Genomic DNA, 23,773 nt, shown 5'->3' on the forward strand with positions numbered 1-23,773 from the left:
TGCCGGAAATGCACCGACAATTGCGAGTGGGAAACGAACCGACTTGCAGCAAAGCGCACCTGCCAACGACGCGATCTCCTACTCGGGATACCGCTTCCCGGCCGACGTGATCAGCTACGCAGTGTCGCTGTACTACCGTTTTCCGCTGAGTCTGCGCATGGTCGAGGAGTTGCTTGACACACCGAGAAACTCGAAGGCCATCCACGTATGGCGTGCGCTTACGCACTACGTTGCCGGTAAATCCGCAAAGCCGATGGTGTTCCTGCGGAAGCATTTGGGTTACCGCATTTTTCTACTTGGTGCGCTTAGGCGCGACGGGGTAACGACGACTCGTCGTGCACCTTCGCTCGCAGGATTTGCGAAGTGCCCCTCGCTCTCCGGTTGCAGACCTGCCGCGCCGGGCGGCACTGCTCGACAGTACTGTCGTAGAAAGCGGAGCAGGACGTGGTGAATTGGCTCTCCAAGGGATGGATCTTCGCAGGGACGTCAAGCTGCACCTGCTCAGGAAGCGGAGCAAGCTGGACTTGCTCAGTCAATGTCACGTATTTCCGCCGCTAACCGCAGAGCGACGCCTCCCGGCAATTGGGGGTCCAGGTCGGCACTTTCGGTATTCGCGGTTCCCTATTGTCGACCGTCCGGTCAGCGGCCCTTAGCGGACTCGCCAACGCGTGTGCGCGACAGGTAGCTTCGGGTCGAAAGTACGCATCCGGGTTCGGTGAAGCCGGTCATTCGCGACCGCCGCCCAGTGAGTGTCAGGGAAGTGACTCGTAGCCGCCTTACCAACGCCGGTAGTCGAATGACTGTAATGGCCGAAGAACACCCTCTCGTGCACCAGCGGGACACGATAACTGGCAATCTGCATCGTCTCTGGTTGCGCGGTTTATCGCGTTCAGGCAGGGTTGGGTCTTGTGCTTCAGATTCACGGTCCGGCGTTCAGATCAACAGAACCTAACCGCCGGCGTAAAGGCTCCGCTGAAATGTCGTCAGCTGACCCGACTACAATGGATGCTAGCCAAAAGACGAATGCGACCAGCCATGCATCTTCACTCGATTCATCGAGCGCGGAAACAAACAGCCCGGCCCGTCTGGATCGCCGTGTGCGTCGCGCTCCTTCTGTCGTCGCCAGCCCTCCTTGCCGAGGACGAAAAGCCGGGTATTGCCTTTTCCACGATCGAGCCCGGCGCTCCACTGCCCGCAGGCTGGAAGAACCTGCCGGTCGCGCACGGCAAGCCTGTGACGCAATACACGCTCGTTCACGACGACCACATCACCGTCCTGCGGGCGGACGCGAACCGCTCTGCTTCTGCGCTGATGCACGAGGGTAATATCGACCTGGTCCGCACACCCGTCGTGGCATGGCGCTGGAAAGCAGAAAAACCGATCGAGGGCGCCGACAATCGCGTCGGATCGAAGGAAGACGCGCCAGCGCGACTGGTGTTCTTATTTGACGGCGACAAAAGCAAGCTATCGTTTTTTGACCGGGCCAAGATGGACCTGGCAAAGAACTTGGGTGGCAAAGAGTTGCCCTATGCCACGCTGATGTATATTTGGTCGACCGCCGCCGCGCCGGGCGCCGTTATTGCCAACCCTCACACGGACCGCGTACAGATGATCATAGTCTCCGGTCAGCACGGCGACGCGGGTCAGTGGCAAAGCCTGCGCCGCAATATCGTGCACGACTACGAGCGGGTCTTTCACGAACCGCCAGGACGAATCACCGGCTACGGGCTGCTGAGCGATACCGACAATACCAGTACTACGACACGCGCCTGGTACGGAGACGTCGAGTTCCTGACCGGGCCTTGATAACTTAAAGCCGCCGAACTAACTGAGCTCTTTGGAGCGATGCGAGTGACTGTCGTTCAGTTCTTTCGCCGTAAGCTGCCAGTCGACACCATGCTCCTTGCGCCAACGACAGGTTTGTGGCGGGTAGGTCAGCGGGTACAACCGGCCAGTTTGAGCCGTTCGACATCGGCGCCTAGATCGTTCAATCGTCGCTTGACATCCGCATCACTGGAACGGAGCCGCTAACATTTCGAAGATAAGGGTTTCGCGTGAACTGTGGCCAACGTATGAAACGTCCTTCACTGATCGCGGGTAGCTTGCTTTTCATGCTCCTCTTTTTCGCGGGCCCAGGCCGGGCGGAGGGAAGATATCTATGAAAATAACTGGGGATCGCGGTGTCCTTGCGGCGTGGTGTTTTTTTATCGAATTTCGCGCTTTATTATGGGAGTGTCATTTTGCCCTTCCACAGGCGGCGAAAGCGGATAGTACCTTGCATTGCGCCAAGCCTAACATGAATGCCGCGGTGGGCGCTAAGCAAGACTTGGCTGCATTGATCAGCCGCATACAGCGCACCGTCGAGGAAATTGAGTGGCCGCTTGCGGCGAGTCCGACGGTCCGCAAAGGGTCGACTACGATCTCTCGTCGCTGTTGTGCGTGAGGTATATATCCCGGCGATCACGATCACGGATCAAGGTGATCGCGTCGCCGATCCGACTGATCAAGAATCAAGAATGCTGGAACAAGCAGGCAAGGCTCCACGCATCTGAATTCCACAGCCTACAGCAACGGATTGGTATCCCAACCGATTGCTGTGCGCAGTGTCGCCCTGTAGGATTTCCCCACTCATTGGGAGGCGACGATGCAGTTCGACTACAAGGACTTCCATATCGAGGCGTCACCTCTCGATGAAGGCGGCCATTACTACGCCCGTGCAAAGATCTACCGGCGCGCCTCGGTGGGCGGCGACACCGTCGAGGTCAAATGGTCAGGCGATCTAGGCGACTATCCCGCCGACGCAGCCGCTATCGAGGCGGCGCAGCGCTGGGCGATCCAGTGGTGCGACGAGAACTCGGCATAGGCCGAGCGCTTAGACTCCTCGAATCAGATCATTGGAGACAGCTATGCAGCCTTGCAATGCCTGTCGCGAATTAGTTGTCAAGCCATCCAGCGTTCCCCCGCATGGCGATCTTGCCGCTTCCGGCGTCAGTGCAATCGGGCCGTCGGGCCACATAACGAAAATCAGCAGCAACCGGAATTGCACGGTCTGCGGAAGCTGGCTGTACCAGAATACTGCTGATGGCACTCCTCCTAACGAGTGGGCGATGAGCGAGCATCAGCTAGCTTGGCCCGGGAAGGCGTGACAAGCGGTGCTTCGAAGATCACGATGGAGACTGGCATGCTGCGACGCAACGAGCTATATAGGGAATGTAGACTGGACGTCGCAGTCGATGGTGACGCACTTACCGGGTTCTACATCGCCGCGCAGACAATACAACTCGCGGCGATCGGCGAGGCACGCAACGTTCCGATGCCAATTGCTCGATTCCGTGACGCGTCGGGTGCATTCGCAGACGGGTTCAATCGGCTTCGCGCTGCGGTTGACGAACACGAAGGCAAGCCAGGCTAGTCTTGCACATTGGTTCACGGAACCCTGCGCGAAGGCACGCGCCACACGGGAACGGTTGGCTACAACGTGCAGGTTGCAGTTGACGTGAAACGATTGGCTCATGTCGGGCCGGAAGCTACCGTTCACGAGTCGTTTCGGAACAGCTCAACGGGGTCGAGGGTCGTCAGTGCCGGCGGCCGTATCCCGGCCAGACGCAACCGGTGGGTCGGAGACGAAGCTGTTCTGCCGAGTGCGGCTTGAATGTGCCGCTTGTTGTCCGAGCACCCGCGTGGCCAGGTCATCTTTCACCTGCACTTCGATAGCATTCGAGCTCTCATTCCGGCCTGTTGAAGACGCCTGCTTCGAGATCTTTCGTGAAATGCTGTAGCCAATCGCTTTCGTCGCCGATCACGTATTCTTTCGTAACCTGCGTCGATAGCCGGGCTATGGTGACGTAGCCCTGTAGACCAAGGTTCTCGTCACCTTTCGGGTCCGTCGTATCTGTTTCCAGAAGAGCGAAATCGCCTTCTGCAAAACCGCTACGCTCCAGGGTCGCTAGAAAGTCTTTGTGTTCATCCGGTTCGATCAGCCGCATGTTCGGCCCCTCGTGTTCAACGGCGACGTCGTGGAGCCCTATCGTTACGAGGACCGACGACACCCGCTCAAGTGTGGAAATCTGCGCACCGCACCCATGAGGTACGCGTCGTAGTCGCCCCAGTATCGTACTGCCAGGAAGCAAGCGTCACTATTGCTTGCCGTTCTATCGCTTGGGCCCTTTCATGCTTTCCGACTCCATGGCTGCATTCCGTTCACCGCTCGCCTCGATGGGTTCCATCGCTTCGTCAATCGAGGCCATTGTGCGGCAGAGCGCCACGACGACAGTATGAACTACGTACCGACTAACAGGTGGGTGCTGTTCGGCCATCTTTTCGCCGCAATCGCCGGCGCAGTTGCTGACTGTTTGCTGCCATGAAAATTGGCGATGGATTGAAGCTGCGCAGGGACGCTCGTGGAGACAGCGCTATGGCAACGGTTCTGCTTGCGGATGATGACATGGGGTTGCTCGGTTCACTTGGCATTCTGATAGCTGCAGAGGGGCACCTCGTTCGCACCGCGACCAATGGTGGCGATGCGCTGCGCCTCGCTCTGGAAAGTCGGCCTGATATTGTGGTCACAGACTGCGCAATGCCGGGGATGGATGGAATCGCACTGCTGCGAAAGCTGCAGCAATACCCTGAACTCGCGTCAGTACCCGTCATCCTCACATCGGACGCGCGAAGACGGCCTCACATCAAGGTGTTCGGCTTTCTCCGTAAGCCTTTTCCAGTGACGGTACTGTTGCGTCGCCTGCACCGGCTCGCCCGCCGTCCAGGCGTGGCGCGAGTGCGTACGGGAAGCCCTCGGGCAATGGTTGGTGGGCTGGGTTCACGTCCGCCGCAATGCGAGTACGCATAAGGCGCGCTCCATAGCTGTAGACTTTTCGGAGTCCGGCACGCTGCCTCTTATCTGAGGAATTGTTATGCCCAACAATCATCTCGCCAGTAAATTTGACGCTGACCTGGGCCTCGTTTTATCCAGACTTCTCGAGATGGCCGGGCAAAGCGAAAAAACCTAGCTAAGGGAAGGCCCGCATGTTGACTTCCCTCGTGTGTAACCAGTGCGAAGCCCGTCGGGCTGGTGCGCCCGTGTTCTAGTCGTCGACGACTATCGCGGCGCCGCTATTGCTACTGCGCCGTATCTCTCACTAGATGGCATGGAAGCCCACGTTGCTGGCGGATGCGGCGACGCTTTGGAAACAATCAAGAACTGGTTTCCGGACGTAGTTCTCCTAGACATCTGGATGCCTCAGCGCGACGGTTTCGAAACCGCAGAGGCAATGAAACATTGTGCTCCGGCTCCTAGTCCTTTCATATTGGCTTACACGTGCGCTGATAAACGATTTGTTATGGCAAATCCGGCCAGCAAGAGCTTGGACGGGTACTGCCGGAAAGGTACCTCTCCATCTGAGCTCGCTCTCATCGTGAGGAGCCTGTGCACTACGGCTCCCTCGCACTAATCGGCTCCGGGTTGCGCGACCACAGAACGAGGACCTGCGTCAAGTATGTCGTTCGCCGAACAGGGAGCCGCAGCACTGCGGCGAGCTACCGCTGCTCACCGAGCTCGTGACGCCGTGCCCCGCTTCACGTACAGTCAACCGTTTAAGTGTGCGATTCGCAGACATCGTTTCAGTTTCATGAATGCCGTTTTCTTGGCGCGCCAATGATGTTCGGCAAGGGTCTTGTCAACTCGCCATTCGCGATGCAGGATTCTCTTTTTCAGCCCGTCGTAGGCGCTTTCCACCTGCTCCGCGAGAGGTGTGATTTCGCCCACTTCTGCGATGCGGTCGACGGGCGTCTTGCCACCGAGTGAGCCGTGCGGACGGCGCCGGTTGTAGTCGAACTGCCACTCGTCAATTCGCCGGTCAACTCGTCCTCGGTCGGGGCGTGGTGGGACCAGTACTCGTTCAGGTCAGTAAGCTGTGAACGTTCAACCTTGCCATTGAGGTGTGGGGAGCGCGGCGGATCGGCCGGAATTTGATGCACTCGCTCATCAGACGTCGCTGCACTGATTCGGCGAAGAAGTCGCCGCCCCTATCAGTCTGGATACGCTGGACCGGAAATGGCATCATCCTCGATGACGCGATCAAGAAAAAGCGGCGTATTACGGGCGTTGCTGCGTGGATAGACAGTCAGTACGCGGAAGCGCGAGCAGTCGTCGATGGCCGTGTATTGATAGACGCCTCGCGCGATCTTCATCGTGTCCATCTGGACTCGATCTCCGGGAACCGGGCGGCTATAGCGTTTGGGATTTGCCGGCCGGCTGGGACGCACTAACGGCTTCACAGACGCCTTGGTCAGAACCTTGTGAATGGTCGCGAGGGACAGTTCTCTTTGTTCATGTAGCCGTAACTCGTTCTGAATCCGGCGTGCTCCCTTGCGCTCTGCACGCAGCCGGAGAATCGTCGCCCGATCAGCTTCGGAAACCTTTCGGTTTGGACTGTTGAGAGGGCGGCGACTTTGAGAGCGCAGGCCTTCTTCTCCAGCATCCCGGTAGCGTCGTAACCATTTACGAAGTGTCGGTCTCGTGATACATCAGCACCCAACGTGATCGAGTCACATTCTCGCGGTCCATCGCTTCATTCTAGTTGAAACGATGTCTTGCGGCATGTTCCTAGAGCGCCTGGATATTTGCTGCCTGCTTGCCCTTTGGTCCCAGCTTGACCTCGAAGCTGACCTTTTGCCCGTCGCTAAGAGACTTGAAGCCTTCCGACTTCACTTCGGAAAAATGGGCAAACAGGTCTTCGCCACCATCGTCCGGCGAGATGAAACCGAAGCCCTTTGCATCGTTGAACCACTTCACTTTGCCCGTCTGCATTATCTGATTCCAAGGAAGTTAAAAAGAGTCATTGACCCGGTGTTGAAAATTCAAAAAGTTGCGCTGCATGCGTCGTTGCACGCGTGCGGACGCGTGTGGGAAAAGCTATTTCCTGTTTCCGGGGAAAACAGTGTCTGGGCTTGCGAATCGTTATTCGGTTTGCAATGCATGCCTGCTGCGATGGTTCTGTCCGACCCGAAGACATGCAGCCCCGTCATCTGCTTGTGTGACGCAAGTCAGCCGTTCTAGGCCTGCGCCCATCGGACGCCCGCCAAGTGGAGCGAGCATTCTCGGGCGGCCTGCATCCGACGTCTGGAATCTGCGGGAGCGCTGGCGAGCCGGTCAAGCAGTCGTTGCAGCCGTTCCTGTTGCCGTCGCAAGAGTCCGGGCGTTGCGTACGCCTGAAGAACCCGACCGCGCCAGTAAGTCTGTGCGAACAGCGAATCGGCACCGTCCGCGCACAGGACTCGCTCAAGATGCGTAATTGCAGTGTCAAGGTTATGAGGCGTGTAGGGGCTCACCCAGGCGCCTGCTTTGGCGGCAATTTTCACAATGTTTTCTCTCAGTTATATAGCTTTTCTGACTAACGGCATGTTGCGCACAACGTGCGTCCGGCCCTTTGCCAACAGGGCTATTAGTCAGATGTTTAGTATGGCTTTCTAAACGTAATGAAAACGATACAGGAAACACCACTCCTGAATAAACCGGGTTTACCCGTCAATTCGAAAACGCCTGCCGCTCCGAAGCAGGCATCACATTTATATGATCTATCAGGGCGTGTAGCTGGAAAAGGAAGTCGCTCGCAAGTCCATTCGGCCAGGGCTGCGCCCTTGAGCCGGTCCAGGGTTCATCGGAGGCGTTGCGCATGCTTCTGGAAGTCGTGGGGTATTAGGTCAGTTCGCGCTGCCGGCCTCGGATTCAATCGCGTAAGGATGAGCGCGCCCGCCTTAGCAGGGCGAGCCGCGTTCTGCTTTCAACGGCCTGCGGGAAGTTAGCGGTGCGAAGGGTAAATTTCGGGGGATGCAGAGTGCCGGTACGCTTCAGCAACCGGGCTATCGGAAAGTGAGCGCCAACGGGTGCTGGAAGGCAAACTGAGCGAACCTTAGCTTGAATTCCCAATTGAGAGCATGAGAGCACGGCCAATTTCCTGGTCAACGGGTAAGCCGGAAAACCTCCATCGCGATTTTTCACGTGTGGTACATGGAAATTGGGCCACCGAAATGATGGGCCAACTCGCACGCAGCACGCGCCAATCCATAACAGAAAACCACGAGAGCCGAGAGCCTACGAGCGGCCCGCTGCAATGCAGAACGCGGCGGAGCGTCGGGCATTGCGTGAGCGTCGTGCCGATTTCGTGGCCCGTTTGCCTTGGCAACGGCGAAGTTTCAGCGACACGAGGCACATCCCTTGCGGCGCCTATTCATGCGAGCGGCAGACGCTTGCATGGAGGTGAGCCATGAAACATATAACCAGGACGTTTTTCGCTTCGACTCTCGCGATGGCACTGTCGGCAATTACATACGCACAAGCCGGTGGCAGCGCTGGCGGGCTCCCGACACCCGGCGTCGGCGCCGGTTCGATGAAAGCCCCGAATGAGACGGGCTACGGTTCTCCCGACGTCCCGGGTGGTGGCGTCCGCGCGGCGCGCAGTAATCCTGCGACGGAGCGTTCCAATAGCGGCAAGACCAATGGTCTAAATAGGGGCACGCGTAGCGGCGCGAACAGCGACGTCAACAGTGGACCGGGCGGCTCAAGGGAAAACGGCCAGTAGTACGAAGGCTCCTTGTCACGATGGTAGTGGCGTTCTACGCGCTGACTCGGGCATGGTGTGTAGGCCACGTCGTGCGTTGGCACCGACGCGATAACAGCGGGTTGCACACTGAGTCAATATCGCTCAAGGCGCACGTGGGTGAGACTTGGAATCGACAGCTTTCGACTAGTGCAACTCGCGACTCGCTGCCGCATGCGGGAACCGAGGGACGCCCGAAGGACTCGATGTCCTGCTCTCAGGCGACCTGTCGACTCATCTCCCGGCTGACCGAACGTAGGCGGGACGAGGGTTACAGGGCGACCCCGCTGTTAAGGCCGGAGGAAATGCGGTTCCCCCTGATTTCATGCAAGTTCCAAGGAGCTCATTGTCCGTTGGGTCGGCAGACCAGCGGAGGTGTTGTGTTGGTGGAGGGGCATGCAGCGCGAACGCAGGAGTCGGCGAGTCTCGCGTTTAATCGAGCGCACCGTTGATGCCGTTCGGTTCTGGCGGGCCTCGGCACTACTGTCGCACCCTGCGTCCCCGAAGCAACTGTGTTGAACGTCAAGCGTTTTCGCGATCCGACTGATGAAGCGATGCATTCCAGGGCGCTCCTGCTTTGACCATTGCGTTGAGGATGCTCAGGAGCTTGCGCATGCAGGCGACGATGGCGACCTTCGTTGGTTTACCCGCCGCGACGAGACGGTCATAGAAGATCTTGATGATAGGGTTAAAGCGAGTCGCGGACAGTGCCGCCATGTAGAGCACATGCCGCACGCTGCTGCGGCCACCGAAGATCGTGCGCTTTCCTCTCATGTGGCCGGAGTCGCGGTTGATCGGTGCGACACCAATCAGCGCGCTGATCTCGCGGCGAGACAGTCTGCTAAGTTCGGGAACCTCGCAGATCAGGTGGAAATCGTTGTCTTGCCAACTCCCTTTAAGCTAACGAGCAGCGCCGACAGATCGGCGAAGTTCGCCTGCACGTGTCCGGCCATGTCACAGCCGATGCGATCGAGTTCTTTAGTCAGCGCTTCGATGATGGTGTCAATGCTTTGCCGGATTGCAGCAGGCGACTGAGCCAGCCGGTTGCGCTCGGCGACAAGTATGGCGATCAGTTGACGACGGCGCGTGACCAGGGCCGCCAGGGCCTGCTGCTCTGCGGTCGGCAGCGGTTTGACGAACTTGTCGCGTTCCGGACTGCGTTCAATGACTTCGCCGAGCTGCGCGAGGATGCGTGCATCGATGCGATCGGTCTTCGCCAGTTGTCCCAACGCTCGCGCAAAATCTCGTGCCCGTCGGGGATTGATGACCGCCACCGCAAAACCCGCAGCCTGCAATACAGCGGCGGCAGCCGTTTCAAGACCACCCGTGGCTTCCATCACAATCAGTGCGACCTTACGCGTCGCCAACTGGCCCAGTAACGTATCGAAGCCCTCGGCGTTGTTCGTCAGACTCAGTGGCGGCGCATTCAGGCCAATCTCTATGTCCAGCGCGGTTTTCGCCACGTCAATGCCAATCGTGACTGGTGTGGAAGTCGAATCTGGCAGGCTCGTCATTTCCCATCCTTGCTTATGCGAACTAGGTTCAGGCAACTGTTCGGGCTTTCGATGAGCGGCTCGGCTCGTGCGCCATGTGCTTCGGGACGGGCTTGCAAACCCCAGGGAGGAGATCAGGCTGCACGAGCTTTGCCAAACCGACATCAACAACAAAAAATTAACGACAGGCTGTGGATTTGTGGACGATGCGCCTACGGCGCAACGGTGAGCTTACCGTGGACAACGTTACACGTTGCCCACCGCGCCCACCTTCGTCCACAAGCTCCACAGCCTCACATCATGAAGAATAAAAATCATGATCTTCAAGATACAAGGTAGGGCGGTGTCCATTCCATCTCGGTCGGCTACGGTCTGACGCGTGATGCGCGGCCCAGAGGGTCGATTGAATTTTGGCCAGGGACGGAGCGCCGTTGGCTACGCCGACGGCTGTGGAGTTTGGTCGCATGCGGGCTTTGGCAGCGGCCCGGTCGACATCGGGTTAGGCCCGTTCAGAGCGGAATTAGGGACAAACGGCCGCCGCCGCGACATAGAGCAAGAGTGCTATCACTACCACTGCGGTAAATCCAAGATGGATCGCCAACACCGTTGCCAGAACTGCAGCCACTACGGAAGCACAGGCGTTGATGCCCCACGCCCAGGGCACCAGCGCTTCGGCGCTGGCGCCAACGCGCCCGAGTCCCAGTGGGAAGGGCATTCCCATCGCAAACGCGAGCGGTGCGACGAGCAGCGCGGAGATAGCGATCCTGGCTGGATCGGGCAGGGAAATCAGCAGTCGGAACAGAGTGGGGAGGATGGCCAGGTAGAGCAGGGAGATAAGGGAGATCGCGAAGACGGCCCTCGTCAGCAGGGACGGGCGACCTCTATTCCAGCGCGACCCTGGCGCGGGGCTGGGTAGGTGCGCTCCGCCCCCTTGCAGGCGCTGCGAATATCGGCTTCCCAGTCCGGCAAACGAGAGGAACGCGCATAGCACCACCGCAACAGCATAGAGCGGGTGACTCAAGAACAGGATGAACTTCTGGATAAACGCGATTTCGACGAACATGAAGGCGAAACCAATCGCGAGGAAATAGATAGCAACTCGCCGCCCGGATAAGGCCGCTGATGCAGTGGCGTTGTCGACAAGGGTTGTCGTTGACGATGGCGAGCTGTGAGCCAGGCGTTGGCGGCGCCTTATCATCCAGAGCGGAAAGAGGATCAATATCAAAGCTGCCAATGTGGCCTGAAGCAGGGTCGCAATCAGCACCGGGTAGCCCCATTCCAGCAAAGGCAACCCGCCTTGCTCCTTCAAGGCGAGGAGTTCGGGCAGCGAGCGCCATTTGAAGAAGTGAAAGAAGTACGGCTTGTCGTCCGTGGCGGGTCGAACATCGAACTTGTAGCGTGCCCAGAACTTGTCGCGATCGGGGCTCAGCAAGGCTTGCGCGGCTTCGAAGAAGTATGGCGTTTCAAGCACGTTGTAGCGATTCGCTTCCGCGGCGTGCATCCCGGGGTAGTATCCGACGTCGAATGAGCGCGCACGGCAGAAGTTCCGCAGTGCGACGATTTCCACGCCACTGAACTCTCCGTTCTTGACCAGCAGCGTCGTAGTCTTCCAGCCGCGGATCAGCACGAGCCGGCGGGAGGGTTGCGCCACACCGACGCCCTCCATGGCCAGCATCCCCGTCGCAAACAATTTCAGGATGTCGCGTGGCGGCAGCGTGACCCAGCGCGTAATCGCCAGCATGCCGCCTGGGTTGAGATGGCGAAGATAATCCTGGAACGCCTGCACCGTGTACAAATAGCTCTCGGAAAGCGCGTAAAGACCGGCCGACGTGGCGCTGAACGAATCCAGCAGCGCGACCTGGATGAGATCATAGCGCTCGCCGTGCCCAGCGATGAAGCTTCGCGCTTCGCCGGTAAAGACGTGAACGTTGGGTGCGCTGTAAGGCTTGCCGGAGAAGTCGGCAAAGCGGCCTTCCACCGCGTCGATCACCTGCGGATTCAGTTCCACCGCGTCGATTGCGCTCGCCTGGTGGTAAAGCGCCTGCAACACATCGGCCCCGGCGCCGCTGCCAAGTACCAAGACTCTGGGGCGCTCCAGCAAGTGGTAGGGAAGCGCGGAGGTGAGGTAGTCCAGATAACTGAGTGACTCGCGCTGTCCGTCATAGCGATTGAGCGCGGAGAGCCCGTCACCATCAGTAAACACTCCCAACTGTGGCGGCGGCTCCATGGTCGCGTTGAGGCTCAGCCCCGGTGCGTGGCGGAAAGGAATCAAAGGGCTTTCCACTACCGTGATGAGACCCAGTGGGCTCGAGCTTTCAGCGATCACGTGTGCGTCTTTGATGCGCAGTGTCTGGCTCAATTCCTTGTACTCGGACGGCCGTAGAGCGACCCAGTCGCGTGGCAGGATGGTCAGCGAAATGGCCGCGGCTCCCACCAACAGCACCGGCAACCAGTTTCGATGCCAGCGACACTCGATGCATGCCAGCGCCGCTGCCGCCAGACCCACACCGCCCAGGAGGCGAAGCGCATCCAGCGGAGCAAGGACAAATAGCGCAACGATGATGGCGAGGCTGCCTAATCCGGCTCCCACAATATCAAAACTGTAAATGCGGGGAATCTGATCATTGAACCGTGTGAAGGTGAGACAGACACTGGTCGCGGCGCAGAAGAAAGGGACGAACAGGAGCAGATAAATCAGCAGCAGGCGCAGCGGCTGCTGCGGATCCCACAGAATCTCCAGGGGGTTGAACGCGACGCGCTGGGCAAGCGCGAAAGAGGCGACCGCGGAAACGCCGAACAGAATGGCGCCGCCAGCGAACACGGCCGTAAACCTGGGCGCTAGCCAGCGCTGCGCTAACGCCACCATCGCACCGGCTGCACCGTATCCCAGCAGGGCGACACTGATCATCATATAGGCGAAGTGGTGCCAAAGGATGATGGAAAACAGGCGCATCAACAGGATCTCGTAGCCGAGCGCTGCGGCCGAGAGCAGGGAGAGGGCGAGCAAAGGCGCAGTGGGCATGATCGCGTGAATGGGAATGGATGCGGCATGAAGGATGCGCTCGACCAGAGACAAGGCAGGTGCACGGGATCGCCATGTCCATTTGCTCTCTCACACCTCATCCCTGAATCAGTGCCCGGCCAATGGCACGAATCTGACGGGCAAGATCTGTTTGGTGGAAATCGTTCCGTCGTCCGATTTTTCGATCAGCAGCAGGTACTGGGTCAGAAACTGCGCGCCCACCGGAATAACCATTCTGCCGCCCGGCTTCAATTGCCGCACGAGGGGGGGAGGGACATGGCTGGCAGCGGCGGTGACGATGATGGCGTCGTAGGGCGCGTGGGCTTCCCACCCGTAATAGCCGTCGCCCACCTTGGTTTCCACTTGCTTGTAGGCGAGCCGTTGCAGGCGCTCCTGCGCCTGCATGCCCAAGGGTTCGACGATCTCGATCGAATATACCGCTCGTGCCAGACCTGCCAGGATCGCCGCCTGGTAGCCGGAGCCGGTGCCGACCTCGAGCACGATATCGGTAGGCTTAATCACCATCAGGTCGGTCATCAGGGCAACAATGTAAGGCTGCGAGATTGTCTGGCCATAGCCGATGGGAAGCGGCCTGTTCTCGTATGCGTTGTGCTCCTGCTCGGGCGGAACAAATTTGTGGCGAGGCACCTGTTCCATGGCCGCCATGACGCGCGCATCGATGGCATGCCTGCCGGTTTCGGTGCGGGTGTCAGCAGTCAGTGCTGCGATCTCCTTGACCATTCTCGCCCGGCGTAGCGCAAAATCGTCGGCGGCGTGAACACCGGAATACAGCCACACCAATGCAATTGCTGGAATCAGGATGCGCAGCCAGCGCGTCATCGGTTTCACAATGGTCCCTGTTGCCTGACCTACTGTAATTCTACGCTCATGCGCGGGCTGGCTTCGCGTCAAACACGTCCGGCGGCCTGTCATGCATCAGGCCGGCCTCTCGCCATTTCCGAACTAGCAAACGTCCGCATCCTCCGCGCTGAGTGATTGAAGTACCATGGCGCAGCCGCACGTCCTGTGTAACTCATCCCGCGTTGCCCAGCCGGCAGTACTGAGCTCGACACCAGATCGGGATCCGGCGGAAAGTATCTGGGTCTTCCGCTTTGAGCCTTGCATCTTTTGCGGGGCAGCATGGGTGCAGCTTGTTCCATGTCCATGCCAAGCGTAAGTTGTTGATTTGACGAGAGCTACCGTTGCCACTGCCAGGCGTATCGTGTTTGGCCCGACGAATGGGAGATGCGTCGCCTGCCGCGGCCCGAACGTGTTGGTATTGGGAAGGACGTGCGCGCGATCCGACATCGCGAGCGAGGTCGAACCAGAAATGCGTGTTGAGCACGCCTGCCCAGTCCTAGCACGAGTCCCGCTCTACCATGCCAGCGTCGCTTCTCCGGCAATGTGGCCAATGGCCGCTATAAGGACCGAACAGCGGAGAACCAATGCGTTTGTCGCAAACGTCGTGTGTCGGTCCAATAGCGGCCGATTGGTGGTCTCGCGCGACCGGCCGGAGTGGGTCTCGCGTGCTGACTGTCGTGAGAACACCAGGGCTCGATCAACGTGCGATCAGCGACCAGCGCGCGAAGCCGAGAAATCCCTCGGCTTCTCCGTAGGCCAATCCTGCCGAACACGCTTGCCCGGTCCGGATTGGACGCCGACTGCATTCCTTATGCGCCGCTGCCGTACGGCTGCGTGATGATCTCGAGATTGTGGCCGCTCGGATCTTCGAAATACGTGCCTCGACCGCCATCGTTCGTATTGATCTCGCCCTGCCGGCGGTGAGAGGGATCCGCCCAGTAGGGCAATCCGCGGCTCTGTATTCGCGCAAGAATGCAATCGAACTCGGTCTCGCTCACCAGAAACGCATAGTGTTCCGGCCGCGTTTGATGATCATCGCTGTAGAAGTCCAGCGTGACGCCGTTATCCAGTTGCACGGCAAGGAACGGGCCGAATGGCTTCGGCTCGGGAAGTCCGAGTATTTCTGCGAGAAATGCCGCCGATGCATCCCTGTTCCGCGCGTACACGATAGTGTGATTAAGCGTGATGCTCATGTTCGCTGCTCTCCTTTCGCCGCTCGCGTGACAGTGCCTGTTCACGGTGCCGGCCGGCATCATCGCCCAACCCGCACGCCGTCCCTCGCGCAACCGCTGAACGTTGCGCCAATCAGTGCGGCTGACCGAGGCATGCATCGGCGACGTCGACGATCGGCTCGCTATCGGCGTGGGCTTCGGGAAACCGATCGACACATTTGATCTGCAGTAGCGTCCACCATGTGCCTGGCGGATCGTGGCCAAGCCACATTACCGTCGCGGCCGCTTTGGTTCGAAGCCTCCATCGCTGCCAGTCGGCGCCCGTTGGTGAAAAATGGCCCTGACTGTCCGTGTATTGGCCTGGGTCCAGATCGTAGCGTTTCAGGTAGGCCGGATTAAGGCGCTCATCGAGCGTAACCTGCCCACCATGGGCGATGCGCGCCCGTTCCCGTGTCTCGTCCTGACTGAATTCGCTCACCGCGCGGCTGACGACCGACAACTCGAACAGCAGCGCTGCACCAGTTGCCAGACATGTCGCGGCAATGCAGAGCACGAGCAGCCAAAGAATCCGCCGTCCGACTGTCAGTGTGCGTGCCATCAATCCCTTGGCCTCGCAATGTGATGAAAACAACTCGTGCCGTTCCAGCGCGGAATTTCAGCAGACGTTTCCGCTCCCCTCTTTAAACGATACAACTTCACGTGCCGGTGGTCCAGACCGCTGCGATGTTCCGGGGCCTCGACACGGCGGCAATATGAACTGAAGTGGGATGCGTCAGGAAACCATGCAGTGGTGAGCGCCAACGTGGAATGGTGCCGCGGATATTGCATCGGAACGGTAGTTAGTCCGGATGGCAGCTTTTCACTCTGCGTGAGGGCAGCAAGACAACGAGCGTCTGTCTTTATGCCGGCGATGACCAGCGGCACATCGATACGGAGAAAGAGCTTCGCGGCCACTGGCAATGTCTCGCGGTCTTATCCCCTTATCCCCTCTCGGGGCCTTGCACAATAGCGCTCGACCACCTGGTGACGTTAGTGGGTATCTGGCAGTAGTCGGTCATGAAGCGACCGTCGCTGCCCTAACCCGAAAGGCCGCTACGTTAGCATTGGCCGCGGGGAGACCGCTAGTTACTGCAGATTTTTCGCGAGTTGGCAGCGCAAGGTATCTGCCATCTTCTGCAAGATGTCCGGCAAGAGTACCTGCGCTTCAAGCGGGCCCATCACGGAATAGCCCGATCCCAACTCGCCGTCGATAACATACAATCGGCTATCGCGACGTTAAATGGTCAACTTCAATCGAATCGTAGCGGTGGTCGACGATGACGAATCAGTTCGCCGTGCCCTCAAGCGTGTGCTGCACTCTTTCGGGGTAGAGGCGGAGACTTTTCCAAGGGCGAGACATTTCTGAGCACGCTGTCGTCGGGAGCTTCGTGCCACCCCGCCTGCGTGATCGTGGACTTCCAGATGCCAGGGGTCGACGGGTTGGAGCTGCTGCGCCGTCTGGCCCCGACTGGCGTGCCCATCATCTTCATGACCGGGCACGACGATCCGGCCGTTCGCAATAAGGCTTTCGCTATAGGTGCTCCAGGCTACCTGAAAAAGCCGTTGGACGGCGTCGCATTGATTGGGGCTGTGGAAAAAGCGCTAGAGCTACCCGTACTCCCAAAAAGCTCTTCGCCCAGTTGGGGCTGAATGTCCGGTTCAAGGCTTAATCCAACCATACATGCCCAGATGGCGGCCGTCCGAAAAGGGTCCGACTACGGTCAATTGCACCCGGTCGCCGCCGATCTTCTTCAATCGCCTGTCCTGCGCCTGGATGGTTATTCGGGCTGCAGCCGTGCGGACGAGAGTGGCGCGCCATTGTCATATCCGATTTCACGGTCGAAAGGCTGCAGGCCGTCAGTCAGATAGATAGTCACTTTGGGCGTGGCGACCTTCGGGCGGACGCCCGCGCAGGCAATGTCGTCCGCGCGGGGGATGGCTATGGTGGAGGAGAATCGTTGTGCTGTGGCGATCACCGCCTGGTCAGCATGCGGACGATCTTCTGCACGATGAACTCATGCTGCTCCAGCGCCTCATCGAGCGTACGTGCTCCGTAGCTCCTGTTGTCTCGCGCTTCCATTCCGGCGACGCGCGTCACGAACAGCGAACCCTCCCCGGTTTTCGGTTCGGACACACCGCGGAAGCGGGTGGTGACCGTCACACCGGATTCGTCCAGCAGCGTGCGACGGAAGATCAGTTCGTTCTCTGTCATCCAGCGCGACCACTCGCCGCGATCGAACACCTCGACAGGTCTGTTCTTCGCATCGAGGACATAGAAGCGTTCCCTGCCGGACGGGACGGAGCGTGATTTCATATTTCAATGCGAAGGCGTGAGCAGGAAGCCGATCACCTCCCGCCACCAGGTTTCGTCGACGCGGCCGATCCAGTCGTTATGTTCAGCCGCCTTCACCACTATCAGTTGTCTCGGTTCGGCCAGCGAGTTGTAGAGCGCTTCGCCGAAGCGCGGGGGGACGATGCTGTCGCGCTCCGCAACCACGACGAGAACAGGGCGCCCGAACGACGCCATATGGGTCACGCTGTCGTATCGGTCGCGCAGCAGCCATTTCACGGGCAGCCACGGATAGTGATAAGCGGCGACGTGCTCAAGCCGATCCCATGGCGTGATGAGCAGCAAGCCAGCGGTCTTGTCGCGTTCACGCGAGCCGGCGGCGGCCGCCACGCCGGCCCCGAGCGATTCGCCGATGAGCAGCAGCGGCGCGCCATAGAGCCGATGCGCCAGCGCGATGGTCTGTTGGGCATCACCGACCAGACTCTCTTCGCCCGGCGTGCCGTCGCGCGGCCCGTAGCCTGGATATTCGGCGAGGATCACGCGCAGCCCGAGCCGCGTGAGCGCTGCGGCGTAGAACGAGCGGTGTCCGGCGTGCCCGGCATTGCCATGAAAGACGATGACGGTGGCGCGCACGGATCCGACGGGCTCGGCCACGAGGCCCCGGAACGCCTCAGGTGTCGGCCAGGCGCGAAGTACGCTGGAAACGACGTCCCCGGTTGCAGCCTTCTCAGGGAAGTAGATAAAACGATCCTGCAAGATGGCGACTCCAGCGAACACAATCAGGCACGCAACGGTGAGACGCAGCATCAACCCGGTGAATTTCATCGCCTTGAGCCCGATCCACCGATCGTTTCAGTAACGAACCCAGTTTAGCGCGCATTGACCACCGCTTATGTCCATGCGTGTCGTCGCGAGCCACGCGCTGACGGCGCCGGGAGGGACGGCTCCAAGGCAACGGGCAGCTGGCAACGACGCCCCCGCTTGCACAGTGAACCGTGGACCAGTCCTGTGCTGCATACTTCAGTGAATCACACCGCCGAAAGCATCGACGGCGAGCGGCCTTGTCGTTTCAATATTGGACCGGACCCGGCCATGAACAGCCGTTGGCCCGCTCGCTCACGCGGACGTTCGAAGGGCCGCTCTTCACGGTTCAACGGACCATCGTGCGCGGTTCAGTTCGATCGGGTCTTTGCCGCCGGGAAGCTACGTAGCTATTGCGAGCTGGATACTTCAAAGTTATTTCTTGGATCCGCAGGCATCTACCACCGGCAATAAAAATTACTCCGGTGCCTGCGCCCATCATGCGCCCGAATTCCTCGCCCGACTCGGGCAAATAGGTTTGAACCTCGCGCGGCAGATTTTTCGGCAATGCCTCATGCGGCGTCCATCGGCGCCACAAAACCCCTACCTGCGTGCAAACGCGGATCTCAAACGCGGATCGTCGCCAGCGCCTGCTTAGCGAAAACACCACCTTGCACCTCATTTATGGTGCGAGTATATTGAATTACACCATCAACTATTTCTATGCGATATTAAATGACTAACGATATCCTGTTGTCCAATCACGGCCGCGTTGCGGTCATCACGCTCAACCGTCCCGAAAAGCTGAACGCGTGGACGACCCCCATGCGTAACGCGATCATCGAGGCACTGGATCGCTTCGACGCCGACGACGAAGTGGCGGCGATCATCATGACGGGCGCCGGCAATCGCGCCTTTTCGGCCGGGCAGGATCTGTCGGAGGCGCACGATTTCGATGGCGAGCGCGCGGTCGCCTGGGTCAAGGAATGGCAGCGTTATTACGCTGTCCTGCGCGGCCTGAAGAAGCCCCTGGTCATGGCACTGAATGGCACCGCGGCGGGCTCGGCGTTTCAGGTGGCACTGCTTGGCGATATCCGGATCGGTCACCCGGGCGTACGCATGGGCCAGCCGGAAATCAACGCGGGGATCGCGAGCACGACCGGCCCGTGGATCATGAACTCAATGCTCGGCATGTCGCGCACCATCGAACTGACGCTCACAGGCCGCCTGATGGACGCCGAGGAATGCAAGAACATCGGTCTGATCCACCACGTCGTGGCGGAAGAAAAGGTCTTCGAAAAAGCGCTCGAAATCGCCACTGAACTCGCCAACAAGCCGCCGGTCGCGATGCGTCTGGACAAACAGCGTTTCCGTGAAATGACTGAAGCAGGCTTTCAGGACTGTATCGAAGCGGGCATCCGCATCCAGCGCGAAGCCTACGACTCGGGCGAGCCCGCCCGCATGATGGAAGAATTTTTCCGCAAGCGCGCGAAGTGAGCTGAGCGCAGTCCGATTCATCCCGCCACTCATCGAGCAGGAGACCACAGCAATGACGCAAGACTTCAACGAAAAGCGGCGCCGCATGTTGCAGGGTGCGGGGGCACTCGCGCTCGCGGGCGCAATGCCGGTACTGGTACGCGCCGACGACAAGCAGATCGTCGTATCGGATCCTGGTGGTCCATACACGGCGGCCTACCGTCAGGCTTTCTACGATCCGTTCGAGAAGGCGACCGGCATCAAGGTGGTGAGCGTGGCGCGCGAATCGCAGCCGGTCGCGCAATTCGAGGCGATGGTGAAGACCCGGAATTATGTGTGGGACGTGACGACCCTCACGCTCTCCGCCGACATTCCGTACCTCGAATCGAAGGGCCTGCTGGAGCCGATCGGCCTGAAGCCCTCGGACTTCCCGGACGTGATGCCTGAAGCGGTGACCAGTGACTGGCTCGGTGTCGACGTGTATTCGACGGTGCTCGCGTACCGCACCGACAAGTTCCAGAACAACGGTCCGAAATCGTGGGCGGACTTCTGGGACGTCAAGCGCTTTCCGGGACGCCGCTGTCTGCGCCGCAGCCCGCTCGACACGCTCGAGCAGGCATTGCTGGCCGACGGCGTGACGCTCGACAAGCTCTATCCGCTCGACGTGGACCGCGCTTTCAGGAGTCTCGACAAGATCAAGCCGCATATCGCCATCTGGTGGACGTCGGGCGCGCAATCGATGCAGGCGATCCAGAGCGGCGACGTCGACATGATCTCGCTGTGGAATGGACGCGCGCAATCGGCGATCGACGCCGGTGCGCCGGTCAAGATCGTCTGGAATCAGGGCTTGTATTCGATCGAAGGCTGGGGCATTCCGAAGGGCACGCCGCACGCCGACATGGCCAAACAGTTCGTGCGCTTCTGCGCCGATGCGAAGCGCCAGGCCTTGCTCACCCAGACGCTCGCTTACGGTCCAACCAACCGCAAATCGTTCGACGCGATTCCGCCGCAGCGCGCGCCTTTGCTGCCGACCGCGCCGGACAACATCCGCAATATGAAGCTGCCGAGCCCGCAGTGGTGGCAGGACAACCGCCAGAAGGTCACGGAACGCTTCAATTCATGGATCATTTCGTAAAGGTGCCACGATGAGCGCAAAGCTGGAAGCAATCGGCCTTTCCAAGCGCTATGGCAACACCGTCGCACTGGAGCCAACCAGTTTGACGGTGCAAGCCGGCGAGTTCCTGACGCTGCTGGGTCCTTCGGGCTCGGGCAAGACCACGTTGCTGCAGATGATCTCAGGCCTCGTCGCACCCAGCGCCGGACGCATCGAGATAGACGGGCGGGATGTGACGCACGTCGAACCCGGCAAGCGCGGCATCGGCATGGTGTTCCAGAGTTATGCGCTGTTTCCGCATATGAGCGTGTGGGATAACGTCGCGTACGGCTTACGGATGCGACGCAAGTCGCGCGACGAGGTGCGCGAGGCCGTGGACGGCGCGCTCGCGATGGTACGCATGAGCGAATACGGGACGCGTTTTCCGAAGGAATTGTCTGGCGGACAGCAGCAGCGCATTGCACTCGCGCGCTGCTTCGCCTATCGGCCGTCGGTGATTCTGCTCGACGAGCCGCTCGGCGCACTCGACAAAAAATTGCGTGAGCACATGCAGGCGGAAATACGGCGCCTTCACAAGGAACTCGGCGCGACTTTCGTCTATGTGACGCACGATCAGGACGAAGCGCTCACGCTGTCGGACCGCATCTGCCTGATGAACGACGCGCGCATCGAACAGATCGGCACGCCCGCAGATTTATACGACCGACCGGCGACGCGCTTCGCGGCGGGCTTCATCGGCCACTCGAATCTGCTCGAAGGCGCACTGGCGGACGCACCCGATGCGAGCGGCGAGCCGATCCTGCTCGCGGCCGGCGGCCGCATTCCGCTGCCGCGTACCTCGACGATCGGGGCGGCCGCCCGTCATACGCTGCTGCTGCGGCCCGAGGCGCTGCAATTTGTCGAGCCGAAGCACGGTTTCGTCGATGCCTGCATCGACGACGTGGTGTTCTTCGGCAGCGACACGCACGTGCAGCTGTCATTGCCCGACGGCAGCGAACTCATGGCGCGCTGCGCGCGCACGCTGAGCCCGCGAGTCGGCGATACGGTGGGCCTGATCTGGGATCCCTGCCGCACCACGCTGCTGCATGCATGACGGTTCGCGCCGCAAAGGAATTCTCATGACCCTCGCTACACGCGTGCTCAGCCCGACCGATACGCCCCGGCGACACAGCACGTGGCTCGCAGCTTCGTTGCGCATCGCGCCGGCGGTCCCCACGCTGCTATTCCTGCTGGTTTTTTTCATCGTGCCGGTGGGGGAAATCCTGCAAGGCGGACTCGTCAACAGCGACGGCACGTTCGGCCTCACCCAGTTTGCCCGCATCGCGCACACGCCCGTCTATGCGAAGGTGCTATGGATAACCTTCGCGATCTCGCTGCTCACGGCGGCGTTCTCGGTGGTGCTCGGCTATCCGGTCGCCTATCTGCTGAGCCGCGTGTCGGAGCGTGTGCGCGAGCGCTGGCTGCTCTGGATCATGCTGCCGTTCTGGACCAGCTATCTGGTCAAGACGTACGCGTGGATGTTGCTGCTGTCGAAGACGGGCGTTCTTTCCACGATCGCGCTCGCGCTGGGCCTCGTACATGAGACGACCGGAACGATTCCGTCGCTGACGGGCGTGCTGATCGGCATGGTGCATTCGATGCTGCCGCTCGCCGTCATGACGATGCTGCCGGTGATGCGCGGCATCGACGAGCGTTTTTCGCAAGCGGCCGAGACGCTCGGCGCCGATCGCAGCACGAGCTTTTTCACGATGTTTCTGCCGCTCTCGTCGCCGGGTGTGGCGGCCGCGGGCCTGCTCGTGTTCGTCTCCAGTCTCGGCTTTTTCATCGTGCCTTCGCTGCTCGGCTCGCCGCGCGAGACGATGATCGCGCAACTGGTGATTTCAGCGGTGCTCGAACTGTTCGACATGCATTTCGCCGGCGCGCTCTCTACCGTGCTGTTGATCTGTTCGATTGCGATTTTCTTCCTGTACGACCGCGTGGTTGGCCTGACGTCGCTGACGGGGGAAGTGCGTGAGCGTGTCCGTGCGTCGCGTGCGCAGGGATTCAAGCTCGCGCTGCTGATCTGGGCCGGGCGGATCTGCGCGCCGCTGGTCAGGCGGCGCGGCACGGCCCAGCGCACCGGCGGCGTGCGTGTATTCAGCCCGCTTGGCCTCTTCACGGTAGCGATCCTGATCGTGCTGGTCGTGCCGGTGCTGTCCGTGATTCCCTATGCATTCACGAGCGGCGACTTCATCGCCTTTCCGCCGAAGCTCTTCAGTCTGCGCTGGTTCGGCACCTTCCTCAGTTCATCGGTCTGGCAGAGCGCGGTGATCCGCTCGTTCGAGGTGGGGTTCGGCACGGCGGTACTGTCGGTCGCGCTGGGTTTCGGCGCGACGCTGGCGATGACGCGCATGTCGCAGCGCGCCGTCAAGCCACTGTTCGCGCTGATGGTCGCGCCGCTGATCGTGCCGCGCATCGTCGTCGCGGTTGGTCTGCTGTATCTGCTGAGCCGCTTCGGGCTGACCGGTACGAACACCGGTCTGATCATCGGCCACACGGTACTGGCCATTCCGTACGTCGTCGTGACCCTCGCGGCCGGCTTTCAGCGCTTCGACTGGCGCCTCGACGACGCCGCCCGCGTGATGGGCGCGTCGTCATCGCAGCGCATTCGCACGGTGGTGTTGCCACTGCTGATGGCGAGCGTGAGCGCCGCGTTCCTGTTCGCTTTCCTCGTCTCGTTCGACGATCTGACGATCGCCATCTTCGTGAGCGGCGGCATCAATACCACGCTGCCCAAGCAGATGTGGGACGACATTCAACTGGCGATCACGCCGACATTGGCTGCGGTTTCGACGACGCTCGTCGTGCTGATCGCGCTGGTGATTTCGGTGTCCGCCTGGCTCAAGCGCCGCGCGCGTTGACCCTGCAAGCT

Annotated in this window: 18 protein-coding genes and 4 pseudogenes; 11 read left to right on the plus strand and 11 right to left on the minus strand. The window is 60.1% G+C overall.

Annotated features, from left to right (window positions below; all coding sequences use genetic code 11):
- Positions 1-73 precede the first annotated feature (73 nt).
- From P0D96_RS34865 to P0D96_RS34875, 3 genes and pseudogenes are all read left to right on the plus strand, one after another.
- Positions 74-175, plus strand: a pseudogene (locus tag P0D96_RS34865) (IS6 family transposase); the annotation flags it as partial.
- Between the two features lie 860 nt (positions 176-1,035).
- The gene (locus P0D96_RS34870) at positions 1,036-1,806 is read left to right on the plus strand and encodes a DUF3047 domain-containing protein (protein ID WP_408181265.1); all 771 of its coding nucleotides are present in this window, start codon (positions 1,036-1,038) and stop codon (positions 1,804-1,806) included.
- Between the two features lie 838 nt (positions 1,807-2,644).
- Positions 2,645-2,863 carry a hypothetical protein gene (locus tag P0D96_RS34875; protein WP_408318183.1) on the plus strand — a complete coding sequence of 73 codons (219 nt, stop codon included), beginning with the start codon at positions 2,645-2,647 and terminating at the stop codon, positions 2,861-2,863.
- An 862-nt stretch (positions 2,864-3,725) separates the two neighbouring features.
- On the opposite strand, the gene P0D96_RS34880 is transcribed toward P0D96_RS34875, so the two are convergent.
- On the minus strand, positions 3,726-3,986 hold the full coding sequence (locus P0D96_RS34880; protein WP_408181267.1) for a transcriptional regulator: 261 nt from the start codon (positions 3,984-3,986) through the stop codon (positions 3,726-3,728).
- A gap of 267 nt (positions 3,987-4,253) precedes the next feature.
- Between P0D96_RS34880 and P0D96_RS34885 the strand changes: the two are divergent.
- From P0D96_RS34885 to P0D96_RS34895, 3 genes and pseudogenes are all read left to right on the plus strand, one after another.
- Positions 4,254-4,340: pseudogene (locus P0D96_RS34885) on the plus strand (carbon starvation CstA family protein); the annotation flags it as partial.
- A gap of 74 nt (positions 4,341-4,414) precedes the next feature.
- The gene (locus P0D96_RS34890; RefSeq protein WP_408181268.1) at positions 4,415-4,846 is read left to right on the plus strand and encodes a response regulator; all 432 of its coding nucleotides are present in this window, start codon (positions 4,415-4,417) and stop codon (positions 4,844-4,846) included.
- A 202-nt stretch (positions 4,847-5,048) separates the two neighbouring features.
- Positions 5,049-5,447 carry a response regulator gene (locus P0D96_RS34895; RefSeq protein WP_408181269.1) on the plus strand — a complete coding sequence of 133 codons (399 nt, stop codon included), beginning with the start codon at positions 5,049-5,051 and terminating at the stop codon, positions 5,445-5,447.
- A 134-nt stretch (positions 5,448-5,581) separates the two neighbouring features.
- Here the strand turns inward: P0D96_RS34895 and P0D96_RS34900 are convergent.
- The 7 genes and pseudogenes from P0D96_RS34900 to P0D96_RS34930 form a co-directional block, all read right to left on the minus strand.
- Positions 5,582-6,519, minus strand: a pseudogene (locus tag P0D96_RS34900) (IS481 family transposase); the annotation flags it as partial.
- 82 nt (positions 6,520-6,601) lie between these two features.
- Entirely contained in the window at positions 6,602-6,805 is a 204-nt protein-coding gene (locus P0D96_RS34905) for a cold-shock protein (protein ID WP_408181270.1), read from the minus strand.
- A 2,311-nt stretch (positions 6,806-9,116) separates the two neighbouring features.
- Positions 9,117-10,108 (minus strand): annotated as a pseudogene (locus P0D96_RS34910) (IS110 family RNA-guided transposase).
- A 499-nt stretch (positions 10,109-10,607) separates the two neighbouring features.
- Positions 10,608-13,109: a spermine/spermidine synthase domain-containing protein gene (locus P0D96_RS34915; RefSeq protein ID WP_408318206.1), complete on the minus strand. Its 2,502-nt coding sequence runs from the start codon at positions 13,107-13,109 to the stop codon at positions 10,608-10,610.
- Between the two features lie 108 nt (positions 13,110-13,217).
- Entirely contained in the window at positions 13,218-13,988 is a 771-nt protein-coding gene (locus tag P0D96_RS34920) for a protein-L-isoaspartate(D-aspartate) O-methyltransferase (RefSeq protein ID WP_408181277.1), read from the minus strand.
- 791 nt (positions 13,989-14,779) lie between these two features.
- Entirely contained in the window at positions 14,780-15,163 is a 384-nt protein-coding gene (locus tag P0D96_RS34925; RefSeq protein ID WP_408181271.1) for a VOC family protein, read from the minus strand.
- Positions 15,164-15,275: 112 nt separating this feature from the next.
- Positions 15,276-15,740, minus strand: a complete 465-nt coding sequence (locus P0D96_RS34930) for a hypothetical protein (protein WP_408294902.1) — start codon at positions 15,738-15,740, stop codon at positions 15,276-15,278.
- 845 nt (positions 15,741-16,585) lie between these two features.
- Between P0D96_RS34930 and P0D96_RS34935 the strand changes: the two genes are divergently transcribed.
- Positions 16,586-16,831, plus strand: coding sequence for a response regulator (locus tag P0D96_RS34935; protein WP_408318186.1), 246 nt, complete (start codon positions 16,586-16,588; stop codon positions 16,829-16,831).
- 128 nt (positions 16,832-16,959) lie between these two features.
- On the opposite strand, the gene P0D96_RS34940 is transcribed toward P0D96_RS34935, so the two are convergent.
- The 3 genes from P0D96_RS34940 to P0D96_RS34950 are packed head-to-tail and all read right to left on the minus strand — an operon-like array spanning position 16,960 to position 18,296.
- Positions 16,960-17,157, minus strand: coding sequence for a hypothetical protein (locus P0D96_RS34940; RefSeq protein ID WP_408318188.1), 198 nt, complete (start codon positions 17,155-17,157; stop codon positions 16,960-16,962).
- On the minus strand, positions 17,154-17,495 hold the full coding sequence (locus P0D96_RS34945; protein ID WP_408318190.1) for a hypothetical protein: 342 nt from the start codon (positions 17,493-17,495) through the stop codon (positions 17,154-17,156). The genes P0D96_RS34940 and P0D96_RS34945 overlap by 4 nt, the downstream gene beginning before the upstream one ends.
- Positions 17,496-17,498: 3 nt before the next feature.
- The gene (locus tag P0D96_RS34950; RefSeq protein ID WP_408318192.1) at positions 17,499-18,296 is read right to left on the minus strand and encodes an alpha/beta hydrolase; all 798 of its coding nucleotides are present in this window, start codon (positions 18,294-18,296) and stop codon (positions 17,499-17,501) included.
- A 711-nt stretch (positions 18,297-19,007) separates the two neighbouring features.
- Between P0D96_RS34950 and P0D96_RS34955 the strand changes: the two genes are divergently transcribed.
- From P0D96_RS34955 to P0D96_RS34970, 4 genes are read left to right on the plus strand one after another with little or no spacing between them, the layout of a single operon-like run.
- Entirely contained in the window at positions 19,008-19,769 is a 762-nt protein-coding gene (locus P0D96_RS34955) for an enoyl-CoA hydratase/isomerase family protein (protein WP_408183420.1), read from the plus strand.
- 52 nt (positions 19,770-19,821) lie between these two features.
- The gene (locus tag P0D96_RS34960; protein ID WP_408183422.1) at positions 19,822-20,883 is read left to right on the plus strand and encodes an ABC transporter substrate-binding protein; all 1,062 of its coding nucleotides are present in this window, start codon (positions 19,822-19,824) and stop codon (positions 20,881-20,883) included.
- Between the two features lie 10 nt (positions 20,884-20,893).
- The gene (locus P0D96_RS34965; RefSeq protein ID WP_408318194.1) at positions 20,894-21,955 is read left to right on the plus strand and encodes an ABC transporter ATP-binding protein; all 1,062 of its coding nucleotides are present in this window, start codon (positions 20,894-20,896) and stop codon (positions 21,953-21,955) included.
- A gap of 25 nt (positions 21,956-21,980) precedes the next feature.
- Complete coding sequence (locus tag P0D96_RS34970) at positions 21,981-23,762, plus strand: ABC transporter permease subunit (protein WP_408318196.1); 1,782 nt, start codon at positions 21,981-21,983, stop codon at positions 23,760-23,762.
- The last annotated feature ends 11 nt before the right edge of the window (positions 23,763-23,773 follow it).

Source organism: Paraburkholderia sp. RL17-347-BIC-D, assembly GCF_046027915.1.
Classification (GTDB): Bacteria; Pseudomonadota; Gammaproteobacteria; order Burkholderiales; family Burkholderiaceae; genus Paraburkholderia.

What these genes read in the sequence shown, in the direction of transcription:
- P0D96_RS34870 (WP_408181265.1), top strand. Translation starts at nt 1,036, where the DNA reads ATGCATCTTCACTCGATTCATCGAGCGCGGAAACAAACAGCCCGGCCC.
- P0D96_RS34875 (WP_408318183.1), top strand. Translation starts at nt 2,645, where the DNA reads ATGCAGTTCGACTACAAGGACTTCCATATCGAGGCGTCACCTCTCGAT.
- P0D96_RS34880 (WP_408181267.1), bottom strand. Translation starts at nt 3,986, where the DNA reads ATGCGGCTGATCGAACCGGATGAACACAAAGACTTTCTAGCGACCCTG.
- P0D96_RS34890 (WP_408181268.1), top strand. Translation starts at nt 4,415, where the DNA reads ATGGCAACGGTTCTGCTTGCGGATGATGACATGGGGTTGCTCGGTTCA.
- P0D96_RS34905 (WP_408181270.1), bottom strand. Translation starts at nt 6,805, where the DNA reads ATGCAGACGGGCAAAGTGAAGTGGTTCAACGATGCAAAGGGCTTCGGT.
- P0D96_RS34915 (WP_408318206.1), bottom strand. Translation starts at nt 13,109, where the DNA reads ATGCCCACTGCGCCTTTGCTCGCCCTCTCCCTGCTCTCGGCCGCAGCG.
- P0D96_RS34925 (WP_408181271.1), bottom strand. Translation starts at nt 15,163, where the DNA reads ATGAGCATCACGCTTAATCACACTATCGTGTACGCGCGGAACAGGGAT.
- P0D96_RS34930 (WP_408294902.1), bottom strand. Translation starts at nt 15,740, where the DNA reads ATGGCACGCACACTGACAGTCGGACGGCGGATTCTTTGGCTGCTCGTG.
- P0D96_RS34945 (WP_408318190.1), bottom strand. Translation starts at nt 17,495, where the DNA reads ATGAAATCACGCTCCGTCCCGTCCGGCAGGGAACGCTTCTATGTCCTC.
- P0D96_RS34950 (WP_408318192.1), bottom strand. Translation starts at nt 18,296, where the DNA reads ATGAAATTCACCGGGTTGATGCTGCGTCTCACCGTTGCGTGCCTGATT.
- P0D96_RS34955 (WP_408183420.1), top strand. Translation starts at nt 19,008, where the DNA reads ATGACTAACGATATCCTGTTGTCCAATCACGGCCGCGTTGCGGTCATC.
- P0D96_RS34960 (WP_408183422.1), top strand. Translation starts at nt 19,822, where the DNA reads ATGACGCAAGACTTCAACGAAAAGCGGCGCCGCATGTTGCAGGGTGCG.
- P0D96_RS34965 (WP_408318194.1), top strand. Translation starts at nt 20,894, where the DNA reads ATGAGCGCAAAGCTGGAAGCAATCGGCCTTTCCAAGCGCTATGGCAAC.
- P0D96_RS34970 (WP_408318196.1), top strand. Translation starts at nt 21,981, where the DNA reads ATGACCCTCGCTACACGCGTGCTCAGCCCGACCGATACGCCCCGGCGA.